This is a genomic window from Streptomyces sp. M41 (genome assembly GCF_043673425.1).
Classification (GTDB): Bacteria; Actinomycetota; Actinomycetes; order Streptomycetales; family Streptomycetaceae; genus Streptomyces.
In genome coordinates, this window is record NZ_JBIMKE010000003.1 from 154,577 (window position 1) to 168,838 (window position 14,262).

The following is a 14,262-nucleotide window of genomic DNA, read 5'->3' on the forward strand; positions in this document are numbered from 1 at the left end:
GCCTCCGCCGGGACCGGACCCTGTTCCCCCGGGTTCGGTAGGGCCGCGCACGACCCTGGGGTCTAGTAAGGACCGTTGACGTTGTCGATCGAGCCGTAGCGCGCGGCTGCGTAGTTGCACGCGGCCGTGATGTTCGCGACCGGGTCGAAGGGGTCGTACGCCGTTCCCGGCACGTGGTAGGCCGCGAACGTCGGGTCGATGACCTGGAGGAGCCCCTTGGAGGGGGTGCCCGCCACGGCGTTGGAATCCCAGTTGTTGATGGCGGCCGGGTTGCCCGACGACTCACGCAGGATGTTGCGGTGAATGCCCTCATAGGAGCCGGGAATCCCCTTTTGCCCCATGATGTCCAGGGCCTCGCGGATCCAGCCGTCGAGGTTGTCGGGGTAGGTCTTCGCGGCGGCATGGGTGGCCTGGGCGACGCCGGACTTCTTGGCAGGCGAGGCCGCCTTGTCGGCCGTCTTCGTGGCGGCCGTCTTCGTGGCCCGGACCTTCAGGTCGACGCCCGGGTGGATCAGCCGCGGGTCGTCGCCGATGGCCTTGCGGTTGTCCTTGTAGAGCTGTCGCCAGCCGCCCTGGGCGTCGTAACGGTCCGCGATGCCGTAGAGCGTGTCGCCCTTCTTGGTGGTGTAGCTGAGGGATCCGACCTTCGCCGCGGTGGGGGCCTGGGCGGGCTCGGCGGCGGTCGCGGTGGTCGCGCTCAGCAAGGGGAGCGCGAGAGCGGCGGTGCCGGTTCCGGCGGCCACGACACGTCGGGTGAGCGGGTTGGTACGGGGGCGGCGGTGTTTGCCTCGGGGCATGGCGCTGTTCCTCTCCGGCGCCTGCGAGGTGAGCTGTCGGGTTCGGGCGGGAGATGCCCGGCCGCGCCGCCGTGTGACGGTGCGACTTCACCCCTAGCCGGCCCGGTGTGCCATCAAGGCGTCCGGTCCGGCGACTTACCTGGGTCCCCCGCTCCTGCCGTGCGTGTGTGAGTGGCGTAGGTGGATGGCGCGGGCGGCGGCAGGATTAGGCGTCCGCCCGACTGAGCGGGAACGTATGCGAGAGCACATGTCCGGAACAAGTGCCCTAGTCACCTGTCATGCGGGTTGACCATGGTCGGGTGCGTATGAGGCGCTTGATCCTTTGCGGTTGCCAAGCCTCAACTTGCGTTTGCCGTAAGGGGAGGCGGGGGTGGGCGCGGTCGCGGGGGAGAAGGGGGCTGCGTGACCCAACTCACTGGTATTCACAAGAGCGGCAAATCGGGCAATGAATCCAACTCGCCTGTAATGGGCCGCTCATGGAGTCCGTTTTTCCCGTGTCGGCAGCAATTGGGCCTCTTCGTGTCGTCTTCGAGCGGGGCGGTCAGGTGGGGGATTCATCCCTCAACGTCCATATTTCCTGGCGCACTTCACGCTTACTTCGCGCTCATTCCGCGCTCGGTTCGCGCTCGAGGGCGTTGGGCGTGGACGGAACCTCGGGCGTGATTCCAGTCGTTGTCATAGCGGTCGTCCGTGGGATGTCCCGCGGCGGGTACTCGGGGGGTGCCGGTGCGGGGTACGGCACCCGGCAGGGTGGCGAGGGGGAGGGGTGAACGGGTGCGCATGAAGGTGAATCCCGGCGGGGCGGTCACGTCCGGATCAGGACTCAGGGTGCTACTTACCTATAAGTGGATAGATGTCCGTCCGTATCAGGTGATCAAAAACTTGCCGGTCGTGATCCGATACCGCCCGTGGTGGACGGGTGGGCGGCATCGGTGATCGAAACGTGACCGGATACGCTGACTTGAGTGATGGCAGCGACCTATCGACAAACCGTGTAACCGCCAGTAGACACCAGCAGACAGGAGACCCCTCGTGACCGTCGTCGGGCCGTTCGGGCTGAGCGTGCGGGACCAGGCTCTGGAAGCCGATGTCCAGGCCGGATTGGCGGCTGTCGAGGAGGGTTTGCTCGAAGCCACCAAGAGCGAGGTCCCCTTCATCACCGAGGCCGCCCAGCACCTGGTGCGGGCCGGGGGCAAGCGGTTCCGGCCGCTGCTCGTGATGCTCGCCGCCCAGTTCGGGGACCGGCACGCGCCGGGGGTCGTGCCGTCGGCGGTGGTGGTGGAGCTGACGCATCTGGCGACGCTGTACCACGACGACGTGATGGACGAGGCCGCCGTACGTCGGGGTGTCGCGAGTGCGAACACCCGCTGGGGGAACTCCGTCGCCGTCCTGACCGGGGATTTCCTGTTCGCGCGTGCCTCGCACATCCTGGCCGACCTCGGTCCCGAGGCGGTGCGGGTGCAGGCCGAGGCGTTCGAGCGGCTGGTGACCGGGCAGATCCTGGAGACGGCGGGACCGCAGGACGGGCGGGATCCGGTCGAGCACTATCTGGATGTGCTGAGCGGGAAGACAGGGTCGCTGGTGGCGGTCTCGTGCCGGTTCGGGGCGATGATGTCGGGCACCGACGAGACGGTGGTCGACGTGCTGACCCAGTACGGGGAGCGCCTGGGGGTCGCCTTCCAGCTGGCGGACGACGTGCTGGACATCGCGAGCGACTCCCACGAGTCCGGGAAGACGCCCGGTACGGATCTCCGGGAGGGCATCCCGACCATGCCGGTGCTGCGGCTGCGCGAGCGGGCCGAGCGACTGGGGCTGGCGGAGGACATCGCCCTGTGCGAGCTGCTGGACTCCGACCTGAGCGACGACGCCCGGCATGCGGAGGCGTTGGCCGCCCTGCGGGTGCATCCGGCGCTGGAGCAGGCGCGGCGGGACACGGTGCGCTACGCGGAGGAGGCGCGGGCCGCGCTGGCTCCGTTGCCTGACATCGACGCCAAGGCTGCGTTGATGGAGCTGTGCGACGCCGTGGTGCATCGGGCGGGGTGAGGGGGAGGCGTTCCGCGCCCTTGGCCAGGGTGGCCAGGCTGATCGGGCCGGTCGTCATGCCGGCTGGGTCGGTCGTCATGCCGGCTGGGCTGGGTGTCTGTGCCGGGGCCCCAGGCCGTGACCTGATCCTTCTTGCGTGACGCGCCTCACGTTCTGGACTGAGTCCAATATTAGATCATCGTGAGCACCCCCGAGCTCGATCTGAGGGCCACTCAGTCCGGCAAGTGCCGCGGCTTGTTCGCCGAACCGCAGAGATCCTGCGGCGGAACACCGTCGACGCGTCTCCCCGGCGACGTTCGACCCCTACGGGTCGGGGGAGATACCGCGCTCGTGAGTCATACCGCAGGTGTACGCGGAGTTGGCTCCGGAGGTTGACGAATCTCCCCGGCCGATTTGGTCAGATGGAAACCACGGACATCACCACTCCTCACCGATTCGGGTGAGAATGGCGGCTCAGGGGTGGGCCTGCGGGGTCGTAAGACTCTCGGGCGGGGAGAAGAGACGGGCAGCCGCCGCCGACGACGGAGGTAAGGCACACATGGCACCGTACGCATCGGACGACAGTACGACCGCCGGGGAGGTCGACGACCTGCGCGCGGGGCGGCGCAAGGCCGCGCGATACATCGTTCCCGTCACGGTCGTGGGAGTCGCGGCGGCGACCATCGGGCTGGTCCCGGCGCTCGCCAGCTCGGGCGACCCGGACCTGCCGAAGATCACCGCGCAGCAACTCATCGAGAAGATCGCGAAGTCGGATGTGCAGCAGCTGTCCGGCACCGTGAAGATCAGCACCGATCTGGGCCTGCCCGACCTGGGCGGTCTGGAGTCGAGCCTCGCCTCCGGTGCCATGGGCTCGGACTCGGGTGACGGATCGTCCGCCGATCCCTCAGCCAAGCTCACCGCGCTGGCGTCCGGCACGCACACTCTGCGCGTCGCCCTCGACGGCCCGGACCGGCAGAAGCTCTCCCTCCTGGAGAACGCTTCGGAGTACAGCCTCATCCACAACGGCAAGGACGTCTGGGGCTACGACAGCAAGTCGAACGAGGTCTTCCACGGCTCCGCCGAGGAGTCCAAGGCCCACGACAAGCGGTCGGGGCGTTCGGAAGAGGCGCCGGCCACGCCCAAGGACCTCACCGAGGAGGCCCTGAAGGCGGTCGACGACACCACCTCCGTCACCGTCGACGGCACCGCCCATGTCGCGGGCCGGGACGCCTACCGGCTGCTCATCAAGCCGAAGCAGTCCGGGACCACGGTGGGCGCGATCACCGTCGCCGTGGACGCCAAGACCGGTATGCCGCTGAAGTTCACGCTCACACCCTCGAGCGGCGGGTCAGCCGTGATAGACGCGGGTTTCACCCAGGTCAGCTTTGCCAAGCCGGCCTCCTCCACCTTCGACTTCACCCCGCCCAAGGGCGCGAAGGTCACCGAGGAGGGCGAGCTGGAAGGGGCTGCCGGGGAGCACGGCAAGGGCTCGAAGTCGGAGGACGAGTTCCGCAAGGAGTTCGAGAAGGAGTTCGGCAAGGAGCTCGACGGCCCGAAGTCCGAGGGCAAGCCCGGCAAGGCATCCGACGGCCCCGAGGTCATCGGCGAGGGCTGGAACTCCGTGGCCGTCTTCGACACCGGCGGCGAGGGCGTTCCCTCCGGCGCCGAGGTCGGCGGCGACATGGGCGGCTTCCTCGACTCCCTGGGCGACAAGGTCACCGGCAAGTTCGGCTCGGGCACGGTGTTCAAGACCCGGCTGATCAACGCCCTGATCACGGACGACGGCAAGGTCTACGTGGGCGCCGTCGACAAGAACGCGCTCGTGAAGGCGGCCGACTCGACCAAGTGACCTCCGGTCGACTGCGGCCGTAGGCCCACAGGAGCCGAAGGAACCAAGGGACCAAGGGACCAAGGGACCAAGGGACCAAGCAACTCAGGGACCCAAGCAACTCAAGGACCCAACCAAACGCAAGGACCCAAGCAAACGCAAGGACCCAAGCAACCCGAGGAACCCGAGGAGCCCATGGACGCACTGCCCGCCGCGGACGCCGACCGGGCCGCCGAGGTCGGCACGGTGATCGCCACCCGGGCGCTCACCAAGCGCTTCCGCGGCGGGCAGCTCGCCGTGGACGGTCTCGATCTGACCGTCCCGGCGGGCAGCGTCTTCGGCTTCCTCGGCCCGAACGGCTCCGGCAAGACCACCACCATCCGGATGCTGATGGGTCTCATCGAGCCGACCTCCGGCACCGCGAGCGTGCTCGGGCACCCCATGCCCCGGGCCGCCCGCACCGTACTGCCAGGCGTCGGTGCGCTCATCGAAGGACCCGCGCTGTACGGCTTCCTCTCCGGCCGCGACAACCTCATCCGCTACGACGCCGCCGACCCGACCGCCGATCCGCGCACCCGGCGCTCACGGGTCGGGGCCGCCCTGGACCGGGTGGGCCTGGCTGCCGCCGCCGGCAAGAAGGCCAAGGCGTACTCGCTCGGCATGAAGCAGCGGCTGGGGCTCGCGGCAGCGTTGCTCCAGCCGCGCAGGCTCCTCGTCCTCGACGAGCCGACCAACGGTCTCGATCCGCAGGGCATGCGGGAGATCCGTTCGTTGATCCGGGAGTTGGCCTCCGACGGCACGACCGTCTTTCTCTCCTCCCACCTTCTCGACGAGATCGAGCAGGTCTGCACTCACGCGGCCGTGATGGCGCAGGGCCGGTTGATCACCCAGGGTGCGGTGGGGGAGCTGGCGGCCGGGATGCGAGTCCGGCTCGTCGTGATCACGCCGGATGCCGGGGACGCGGCCAGGGTGCTGAAGGAGCAGGGCGCCGGTGACGTCGTCGTCGAGGGCGATCGGGTGACCGCCGAGCCGCCCGACCGGGAGCCCGCCGAGCTCAACGCCGCCTTGGTGACCGCGGGCGTCCGCGTCCGCGGCTACGGTGTCGAACGGGCCTCCCTCGAGGACGCGTTCGTCGCACTCACGGGGGAGGGCTTCGATGTCGCGGGCTGAAGCGATCGAGGTACCGGCAGGGCCGCCGCGCAAGCCCAGCCCGTTGTGGACCTTCGGCCTCTTCCGCAGCGAACTGCTCACCACCTTCCGGCGCTGGCGCACCCTCGCGCTGCTGGCCGTCCTGGCGGGCGTGCCGATCCTGGTCGGGATCGCGGTGAAGATCGAGACCGGTGACGGTGGAGCGGGCGGCCCTGGTGGTGGGGGCGGTGGCCCGGCGTTCATCTCGCAGATCACCAACAACGGCCTGTTCCTGGTCTTCACCGCCCTTGCCGCCACGCTCCCGTTCTTCCTGCCGCTGGCGATCGGCGTCGTCGCGGGCGACGCGATAGCCGGCGAGGCGAACGCGGGCACCCTCCGCTATCTCCTCGTCGCCCCAGCAGGCCGCACCCGCCTGCTCCTCACCAAGTACGCGACCACGATGACCTTCTGCCTGGTGGCCACCCTCGTGGTCGCGGTCTCGGCACTGACGGTCGGGGCGCTGCTGTTCCCGCTAGGTGATCTGACGACCATCTCCGGCACCCGGATCAGCCTCGTGGAAGGGCTGGGCAGAGCCCTGCTGATCGCCCTGGTCGTCGCCGCGTCGCTCATAGGTGTGGCGGCGCTCGGCCTGTTCGTCTCGACGCTGACCAACAGCGGTATCGCGGCTATGGCGACCACGGTCGGCCTGCTCATCACCGTCCAGATCCTCGACCAGATCCCCCAACTGCACGCGATCCAGCCCTACCTCTTCTCCCACTACTGGCTGTCCTTCGCCGACCTCATGCGCGAACCCGTCTACTGGGACGATCTGATCAAGAACCTCGGCGTGCAGGCTCTCTACGCGGCGGTGTTCGGGTCGGCGGCGTGGGCGAGGTTCACGGCGAAGGACATCACCGCCTAGCCGGCCGAGCGTGCGGGCCCGGCCGGCGTCGGTCGGGCCCGCACGGCGCCTCGGTCAGTCGCGCACGGAGCGTCGGTCGGTCGCCTTCACGGCGTCGGTCCGTCTCGTCCGGTGGATCAGTCGGTCTCGTACGGGAAGCGGGCGAGCGGGGCCTCCTGGGCGAAGAATGTCTTCGCCCGGGCGAGGGCCTCCGTGTCGCTGAGCACGTCACCGGGCTTGCTGCCATTGCCGAGCAGCACACCGCCGAAGTGCATCCCCATGTACGCGGCGGAGTTGTTGAGCGTCCCGACCAGCGGGTCGGCGACCTCCTGCTCCTCGTGCGCGAGCGCCGTCACGCCCCACAGGGTGCGCCCGGCCATCGTCGCCTTGAAGTCGATGCCGGGGGTGCGCAGCCAGCCCGACCAGTAGTCCAGGTAGCGCTTGACGTGGGCGGACACCGAGTACCAGTACAGCGGCGAGACGATCACCACGTCCGTCGCCGCGAGGGTGGCGTCGATCAGCAGCGCGACATCGCCCTCCGTCGGGCGCACATGGTCGCTGTCGTGCCGCAGGTCCTCGAAGTCGGGCAGCGGATGCGCGGCCAGGTCGATCCACTGCTGCTCGATGGTCTCGGGCAGCTGCTCGGCAGCCCTGCGGGCCAGCAACTCGGAGTTGCCGTCCGAACGGCTGCTGCCGAGGACGAACAGGAAGCGGCGGGTCATGGGTCCCCCAAACGGTCGGCCCCGGCCTGGGGCCACAATGATCGGCGTACGACAAATAATCGCACGTGCATTATATGCGTACGCATCTAGATGTCCAGGGTAGCTGTCCAAGGTCCGATACACCGCTCGGCCGCTGCCGCCACCGCGAGCAGCAGCGATTCCGCCCCGTGCGCCGCCACCAGCTGGAGTCCGACCGGACACCCGTCCGACCCGAGCCCCGCCGGGATGCTGATCGCCGGATGCCCGCTGAGGTTGAAGGCCCAGGTGAGGGAGGTGGAGTAGCGGTCGCCGGGGCCTTCGTGGCCGTGCGGTGGGGCAGGGGTGGTCGGCGTCAGCAGCAGGTCGGCATCGGCGAAGAGGCCGGCCAGGCGGCTGTCGTTCACGGCTCGGATGCGGCGGGCGGGGTCGGGGTCTGGGACCGGGGAGAGGCCCGGGGTGGCGTCGGCACGCGGTGCGCGCAGGGCGAGCCAGGCGGGGGCCGGGTCGTCCAGGCGGAGGGGGGTGCGGGGGCGGATGAGCTGTATCGCACCGGCTTCTGCGAGACGTACGGCTGCGGAGTGGGCGACGGCGACGGCTGCCGGGTCGGGGGAGTCGAAGCCGAGGTCGGGGGACCAGACGGCGGTTGGCGGGGGGTGCTCCACGCGTCCGATGCCGTGGTTGCCGGGTGACGCCTCTCCTCCATGCGCCCCCGACTCCCAGGACTCCGCTCCCCGAACCGCCCCCGCATCCCCTCCCCGAACCGCCCCCGCGTCCCCTCCCCGAACCGCCCCCGCCATCACCCCCCAATACGCCGCCACATCCCCTACGCACCGTGCCAGCACACCCGGCGTCATGAGCCCCGTGCGGTCGGCCGACGGCAAGAGTCCGTTGGTCACCTTCAACCCCACGACCCCGCACCACGCCGCCGGAATCCGCACCGACCCGGCCCCGTCGCTCCCGGTGGCCAGCGGTACCAGCCCCGCGGCCACCGCCGCCGCGGACCCCGCGGAGGAGCCGCCCGGCGTGCGATCGGCCCGCCAGGGGTTGACCGTACGGCCGTGCCGGCCGAGCCCCCAGGTCTGCCAGGCGGTTCCAGGCCCCGGTACCGACGTGGCCCCCACCGCCACGCACCCCGCCGCCAGCAGCGGACCCGCAATTCGCAGCCCGTTCCGCCCCTTGACCCCGATCGGAACGCCGGCCAGGGGCAACCACTCACCCGCGGCGACCCGGGCGTCCACCTCAACGGCCCGCTCGAGCGCCTCCTCGGTCCACACCTCGATGAAGGCGCACAGGACGGGGTCGACGCGCCGGATCCGTTCGAGCGTCGCCGCGACGACATCGACCGCGCCCAGCGTCCGCGAACGTACGGCCGAGGCGATCTCCCCGGCCGACAGGGCGGCAGAGTCGGAGGGCGGCGAGGTCGTCATGGGAGTGATTCTCCGCGAGAGCTCCGAGCAACTCTCCACTCCCAGGCGGTTGCAAGGCCGCTCTGAGGCCGCAAGGCCGGCACAGGAGGCGTGCGCCCCCTCCCTCCCCCGGCGGCCTCCTCAGCGTGCAAGCCCCGTCAACCGCGCCAGCGCCTCCGCCTCCCGCGGCGGCCGTCCACCCACCTCACCCAGCCGCCACGCGGGCACCCACGGCACCCGGTACACATCGATGACCGACTCGATCACCTTGACGCGCTCGGCGAGCGCTCGTGGCAGCCGCCCCGGCGCGTCCGCGACCAGGACGACCGCATCGAGGTCGAGCCCGTGCGGCACCTCTCCGCGCCGGAAGACCTCGAGGGTGCCCAGGGCTGCGGCAAGCCCGGCCGCGTGCGTACGGGCGACGAGCAGCACCGACGGAGGATCGGCGGGCCCGGGCCAGTTCCGTCCGCAGTCATGGCCGCCGTAGACCGCGACGAGGGTGGAGACACCGGCCCCACCGTGAGTGCCGACCCAGGAGAAACGGCGGGGGAGACCGGCGGTGCGGGAGGGTGCCGGTTCGTCCGGCAGTGCCACGGGCCCGCGGATCCAGATCTCCGGCCCGGCCGCCGGCCGCCCTTGCTGCACGTGCATGTCGGGGCGCATGCCCGCACTCCTCCCTCTCACGCCGCCGACCTCCACGTCCAGGCACGTCAAGCACGTCAGTCCACGTCAGGCACGTCAGGCACGTCAGGCATGAGAACGCTGTGACGTGGCACAAGCTCCTGGAACGAGTCTGTGACGCGGCGGTGACGTCCGCGCCGCGCGCGGCCGGAGAGACTCGACAGCAGGTGTACGACGTGTCCGGCCGGTACGACCGGATTTGGCCGTCGGGGAAACCGAGCGTACGGCGGGAGGGGAGCACCATGGAACCCCAACGCGCTGTCCGCGAGGTCCCCGGCGCATGCGAGTGAGGGAAGCGATGTCTCGACTCAGCCGTGCGATGAAGCGGGAACAGAAGCGCGCCGCGGCCTCGGCGGCCCACACGGCCGCGCCGATAGACGTGCGCGTACCTGCCCTCGGTCCGGGGGCGGGCGGTGCGTCGATCGGCGGCGTTCCCGTCACCGCGGCTGCGGGGGAGGAGATCCAGCAGGCCGTCCTGACCCACCTCCAGCGCATCGCCGTCGCCTCCGGCCACCCCGTGCACGCCACGGTGCACGACGAGCGCATCGGCTACGTCGTCCCGCTCCGGGTCGACGAGGACGGCTCCAGCCACTACACGGCTGACCCCGTACGCACGACGGCAGCGCCTGATCAGCCGGCGCCGTACAACGACACACCCACGCATGTCCTACGCCCCCTGCCGGACCGGACACAGAGCCCCGCGCCCACCTTCCGACTGCGCGCCCTGGCCGAGCCGCCGGTGCAGGACGCGGCGCCCGGTGCCGTCGCACCGCCCCTCGGGGAGTTCGGCCCACCGCCCCTGATGGACGCGAGGCCGCTGCCGGCCGAAGCGCAGCTGCCCGATTCGTACGCGACCGAAGCGCAGCTGCCCGATCCGAACGCGACCGAAGCGCCGCGTCCAGACCAGAGCGCGACCGAAGCGCCGCGTCCAGATCAGAGCGGGACCGAAGCGCCGCGTCCAGACCAGAGCGCGACCGAAGCGCCGCGTCCTGACCACAACGCGACCGAAGCCCAACGCCCCGGCCCGAGTCTCGACCCCTTCCCCGCGCCGAGCCCGCTTCCGACCCCCGAGGCCACCCCCCTCTCCGACCCGCCCACCACAGCGCCCCGCTCCGCGCCCACCCCCACGCCCCCCTCCGTCTCCTCATTCGGTACCGCACTCACCTCTGACCTCGATCGCGACCTCGACCTCGACCCCAAGCCCACCCCACCCCGAGGCTTCGACGCCGTGGCCGAGGCCATCCTCGGGGACGCGCCCTCCGGCAACCGCAACGGCACCGGCACCAGCACCAGCACCGGCCCCGAAGACGCGTCCCCCTTCGCCGAGCCGCTGGCCCGGATCAACGAGGCCGTGGCGGCGGGCCGTACGGCTGAGGCGGCGGAGTTGGCGGAGCGGACCGTCGCGGAGGCGTCGGCCGTGCTGGGGCTTGAGCACGCCGAGGTGCTCCGCATGCGCGAACTGGCCGCGTACATCGCCTACCTGGAGGGCGAACCGGCGCGCGCTTTCCGCCTCGCCCTCGATGTCGCCCACACGCATCACCGAACCCGGGACGCGGAGGCGGCGTACGGCAGCATCCATGGCGCGGCGACGGCCTGGCGGGCGGTGAAGGACCCCGCCCTGGGGCTCGACCTGGGCCGGGACCTGCTCGGCCTGTGGACCGAGCTCATGACGGAGGGCGGCCCGGCCGCCGAGGACATCGAGGAGCTGGAGTCGGTCCGTGCCCGTATGGACCGCCTCGCCACCCGTGCCGCCAAGTCGACCGAACCGCCCACCGCTTGAGCCGATGAGGTCTGACCCTCTACTGCTCGTGACCGCCTGACGCTGGAGGCCGCCTACTGCTGGAGGCCGCCTGCCTTCTGGACCGCGTACGGTTCCCGCCGCGGCCTCAGTCGGACAGCTCCCACACCGCGTGCGCGACGGCGTCGCTGTTCCGGTTCAGGGCGGTGTCGTTGATGTTGGACGTGGTGTCGCAGGACGAGTGGTAGCAGCGGTCGAACGACTGTCCCGCCGTACCGCCCCACTTGGCCGCCTGCGCCGACGTCTTCGCACGGCTCGCGCCGGTGAACAGCCCGCCCACCGGCACGCCCGCGGCCTTGAACGGAGCGTGGTCGGAGCGGCCGTCGCCCTCGGTCTCGATCTCGGTCGGGACGCCGAGGCCGGCGAAGTAGTCCTTGAAGGTCTTCTCGATGGTGGGGTCGTCGTCGTAGACGAAGTAACCGGCGTTCCGGGAGCCGATCATGTCGAAGTTCAGATAGCCACTGATCTTCGCGCGGTTGGTGGCGCCGAGGTTGTTCACGTAGTAGCGGGAGCCGACGAGCCCCAGCTCCTCCGCGCCCCACCAGGCGAAGCGCAGATGCTTGGTGGGCTGGTACCCGGCCCGCGACACGGCGAGCGCGGTCTCCAGGACGGCCGACGAGCCGGAGCCGTTGTCGTTGATACCGGGGCCGGACGAGACACCGTCGAGGTGCGAGCCGGCCATGACGACCTGGTTGGGGTCGCCGCCCGGCCAGTCCGCGATCAGGTTGTAGCCGGTACGGCCGGAGGACGTGAACTGCTGGATGCTCGTGGTGTACCCGGCCGCGTCCAGCTTGGCCTTCACATAGTCGAGGGAGGCTTTGTAGCCGGGGCGGCCGTGGGCGCGGTTGCCGCCGTTGGCGGTGGCGATGGACTGAAGCTGGGTGAGGTGGGCCTTGACGTTCGCCAGGGGTATGTCGGGAGCGGCGACCGTCGAGGGGGTGGGCGCGGCGCCGGCTATGGATCCACCGGTGAGCAGCAGGGCGGCGGCGACGGTTCCCGTAGCCATGGCGCGCCCGGAGAAGGGGAGCTGCATGTGGGGGGCTCCGAATTCCAGGGGGGACCCTGTGGGATGACCGCAGGGATCCACGGTGAATGGGGTGCCTGGATGGTGGAGCCGTTCCTGACTCTTCGTCAAGAGTCAGGACAAGCCATGGAATTCACACGCAGGGGAGCGGGTGGGGAGTCGGTGAATCGCGCCCGACCCGGCGGGTCTCACTGCACGCAGAACTCGTTCCCCTCCGGATCCGCGAGCACGACCCACTCCCCGCCCTGCTCCTTCACCCGCCGCAGCACACTCGCTCCCAGCCCCTCCAGCCGCTCGACCTCCGCCTCGCGCTCCCCGGCCGCCGCGTGCACGTCCAGGTGGAGCCGGTTCTTGACCGTCTTCGCCTCCGGCACCCGCTGGAACAGCAGCCGACGCCCCAGCCCGGTGCCGCTGTCCTGGTCGTACGGGTCCTCGGGATGCCGTACGGCGACCAGGTCCCGGAAGGCGAGCCGGGCATGGAACTCGACGACGGCCTCCCGCGGCAGCGCGCCCAACTCCAGCAGCCGCTCGATCAGGGCGTTGTTGTCCTCGACCTCGTAGTGCAGGGCGGCCGCCCAGAAGTCGGCCTGCGACTGGGGATCGGCGCAGTCGATGACGAGCTTCCAGTGGAGGGGGGCGGGCTTCGCGGCGGGTGTCTGAGTCATGCGACCACTCATATGGGGTCGGTGAGCGGGTCGGCAACGGGAATCGCCGGGACGGAGCGGGCTGTCCCACGGCGCATGTGGCCCCCGGCTCAGCTCAAGCGTCCACCACGGCAGAGGTCGGCTTCTCCACCCGAGCCGTGCCGTACCGCACCAACCGGCTTCGCCGCGCGGAGCGCCACGCGTCCGCCGTCAGCAGCGTCAGCGCCAGCCACACCAGCGCGAACCCGGCCCACCTCTCGGCCGGCATCGCCTCGCGGAAGTACAGGACGCCGAGCAGGAACTGGAACACCGGCGCCAGGTACTGCAACAGCCCCAGCGTCGACAGCGGCACCCGTATTGCCGCCGCGCCGAAGCAGACGAGCGGCAGGGCGGTGACGACACCGGTTGCGGCGAGCAGCGCCACGTGCCCCGGCCCTTGCGTGGTGAAGGTCGACTTCCCTTGCGCCGACAGCCACAGCAGATAGCCCACGGCGGGCAGGAACTGGATCGCCGTCTCCGCGGCCAGCGATTCGACGCCGCCGAGGTTGACCTTCTTCTTCACCAGCCCGTACGTGGCGAAGGAGAAGGCGAGGACGAGGGAGATCCACGGTGGCCGGCCGTACCCGACGGTCAGCACGACCACCGCCGCGAACCCCACCCCGACCGCCGCCCACTGCACGGGCCGCAGCCGCTCCTTGAGGAGCAGCACTCCCATCGCGATGGTGACCAGCGGATTGATGAAGTACCCGAGCGACGCCTCCAGCACATGGCCGCTGTTCACGGACCAGATGTAGAGACCCCAGTTGACGGTGATCACGGACGCGGCCACGGCGACGAGCGCCAGCCGCCGCGGCTGGCGTATCAGCTCACCCGCCCAGGCCCAGCGCCGTACGACGAGCAGCGCGACCGCGACGAGGACGAGGGACCAGGCCATCCGATGGGCGAGGATCTCGACGGCACCGGCGGGCTTCAGCAGAGGCCAGAAGAGGGGGACCAGCCCCCACATCCCATACGCCGCGACACCGTTCAGCAGCCCTGTACGCCGCTCGACCTGTGACTTCCCGGCCACGGCCCCTCCTTACCACACACACCTGCCGCGCTCGTACGACGGCACGCACGAAGGTAACGCCGAACACCCTCGCCTGTCATGCCCGTATCGCCATACGGTCATGACAGGTGGGGTGGGGTGGGGTGAGGTGAGGTGGGGAGTGGGGCGGGGCGGCGGTGGCGCTGTCGGGCGCCTGCGCCTGCGCCTCCGCGTGCGCCAGCGTCCGGCGTCGGCGCCGAGGCGAGCCGTGCAGCCGCAGCCGCAGACAGACGCAGCCCCACCCC

12 protein-coding genes and 1 riboswitch are annotated in these 14,262 nt (G+C 70.5%); of the genes, 5 read left to right on the plus strand and 7 right to left on the minus strand.

The features are described from left to right. Nucleotides 1-62: 62 nt before the first annotated feature. The gene (locus tag ACHBTE_RS05110; RefSeq protein ID WP_394722168.1) at nucleotides 63-797 is read right to left on the minus strand and encodes a transglycosylase SLT domain-containing protein; all 735 of its coding nucleotides are present in this window, start codon (nucleotides 795-797) and stop codon (nucleotides 63-65) included. A 5-nt stretch (nucleotides 798-802) separates the two neighbouring features. Further along, a riboswitch (cyclic di-AMP (ydaO/yuaA leader) is annotated at nucleotides 803-984 on the minus strand. 845 nt (nucleotides 985-1,829) lie between these two features. Between ACHBTE_RS05110 and ACHBTE_RS05115 the strand changes: the two genes are divergently transcribed. From ACHBTE_RS05115 to ACHBTE_RS05130, 4 genes are all read left to right on the plus strand, one after another. Continuing rightward, nucleotides 1,830-2,840, plus strand: a complete 1,011-nt coding sequence (locus ACHBTE_RS05115; protein WP_394722169.1) for a polyprenyl synthetase family protein — start codon at nucleotides 1,830-1,832, stop codon at nucleotides 2,838-2,840. Between the two features lie 538 nt (nucleotides 2,841-3,378). Then, entirely contained in the window at nucleotides 3,379-4,668 is a 1,290-nt protein-coding gene (locus ACHBTE_RS05120; RefSeq protein ID WP_394722171.1) for an outer membrane lipoprotein carrier protein LolA, read from the plus strand. A 174-nt stretch (nucleotides 4,669-4,842) separates the two neighbouring features. Next, nucleotides 4,843-5,817 (plus strand): ABC transporter ATP-binding protein, encoded by a 975-nt coding sequence (locus tag ACHBTE_RS05125; RefSeq protein WP_394722172.1) that lies wholly within the window; start codon nucleotides 4,843-4,845, stop codon nucleotides 5,815-5,817. Further along, nucleotides 5,804-6,697, plus strand: a complete 894-nt coding sequence (locus ACHBTE_RS05130) for an ABC transporter permease (protein ID WP_394722173.1) — start codon at nucleotides 5,804-5,806, stop codon at nucleotides 6,695-6,697. Before ACHBTE_RS05125 ends, ACHBTE_RS05130 begins: the two co-directional genes overlap by 14 nt. 116 nt (nucleotides 6,698-6,813) lie before the next feature. Here the strand turns inward: ACHBTE_RS05130 and ACHBTE_RS05135 are convergent, their stop codons facing one another. From ACHBTE_RS05135 to ACHBTE_RS05145, 3 genes are all read right to left on the minus strand, one after another. Next, a complete protein-coding gene (locus ACHBTE_RS05135) occupies nucleotides 6,814-7,398 on the minus strand; it encodes a flavodoxin family protein (RefSeq protein WP_394722175.1) in 585 nt (194 codons plus the stop codon). An 86-nt stretch (nucleotides 7,399-7,484) separates the two neighbouring features. Then, on the minus strand, nucleotides 7,485-8,804 hold the full coding sequence (locus tag ACHBTE_RS05140; protein ID WP_394722176.1) for an amidase: 1,320 nt from the start codon (nucleotides 8,802-8,804) through the stop codon (nucleotides 7,485-7,487). Nucleotides 8,805-8,924: 120 nt separating this feature from the next. Then, nucleotides 8,925-9,446, minus strand: a complete 522-nt coding sequence (locus ACHBTE_RS05145) for a DUF6668 family protein (RefSeq protein WP_394722177.1) — start codon at nucleotides 9,444-9,446, stop codon at nucleotides 8,925-8,927. Between the two features lie 316 nt (nucleotides 9,447-9,762). On the opposite strand from ACHBTE_RS05145, the gene ACHBTE_RS05150 reads away from it, so the two are divergent. Continuing rightward, nucleotides 9,763-11,244: a tetratricopeptide repeat protein gene (locus ACHBTE_RS05150; protein ID WP_394722178.1), complete on the plus strand. Its 1,482-nt coding sequence runs from the start codon at nucleotides 9,763-9,765 to the stop codon at nucleotides 11,242-11,244. A gap of 106 nt (nucleotides 11,245-11,350) precedes the next feature. On the opposite strand, the gene ACHBTE_RS05155 is transcribed toward ACHBTE_RS05150, so the two are convergent. The 3 genes from ACHBTE_RS05155 to rarD form a co-directional block, all read right to left on the minus strand. Next, nucleotides 11,351-12,295 (minus strand): M28 family metallopeptidase, encoded by a 945-nt coding sequence (locus tag ACHBTE_RS05155; protein ID WP_394722179.1) that lies wholly within the window; start codon nucleotides 12,293-12,295, stop codon nucleotides 11,351-11,353. A 179-nt stretch (nucleotides 12,296-12,474) separates the two neighbouring features. After that, complete coding sequence (locus ACHBTE_RS05160; RefSeq protein WP_394722182.1) at nucleotides 12,475-12,951, minus strand: VOC family protein; 477 nt, start codon at nucleotides 12,949-12,951, stop codon at nucleotides 12,475-12,477. Nucleotides 12,952-13,045: 94 nt separating this feature from the next. Continuing rightward, on the minus strand, nucleotides 13,046-13,999 hold the full coding sequence (rarD, locus tag ACHBTE_RS05165) for an EamA family transporter RarD (protein WP_394722184.1): 954 nt from the start codon (nucleotides 13,997-13,999) through the stop codon (nucleotides 13,046-13,048). Between the last annotated feature and the right edge of the window lie 263 nt (nucleotides 14,000-14,262).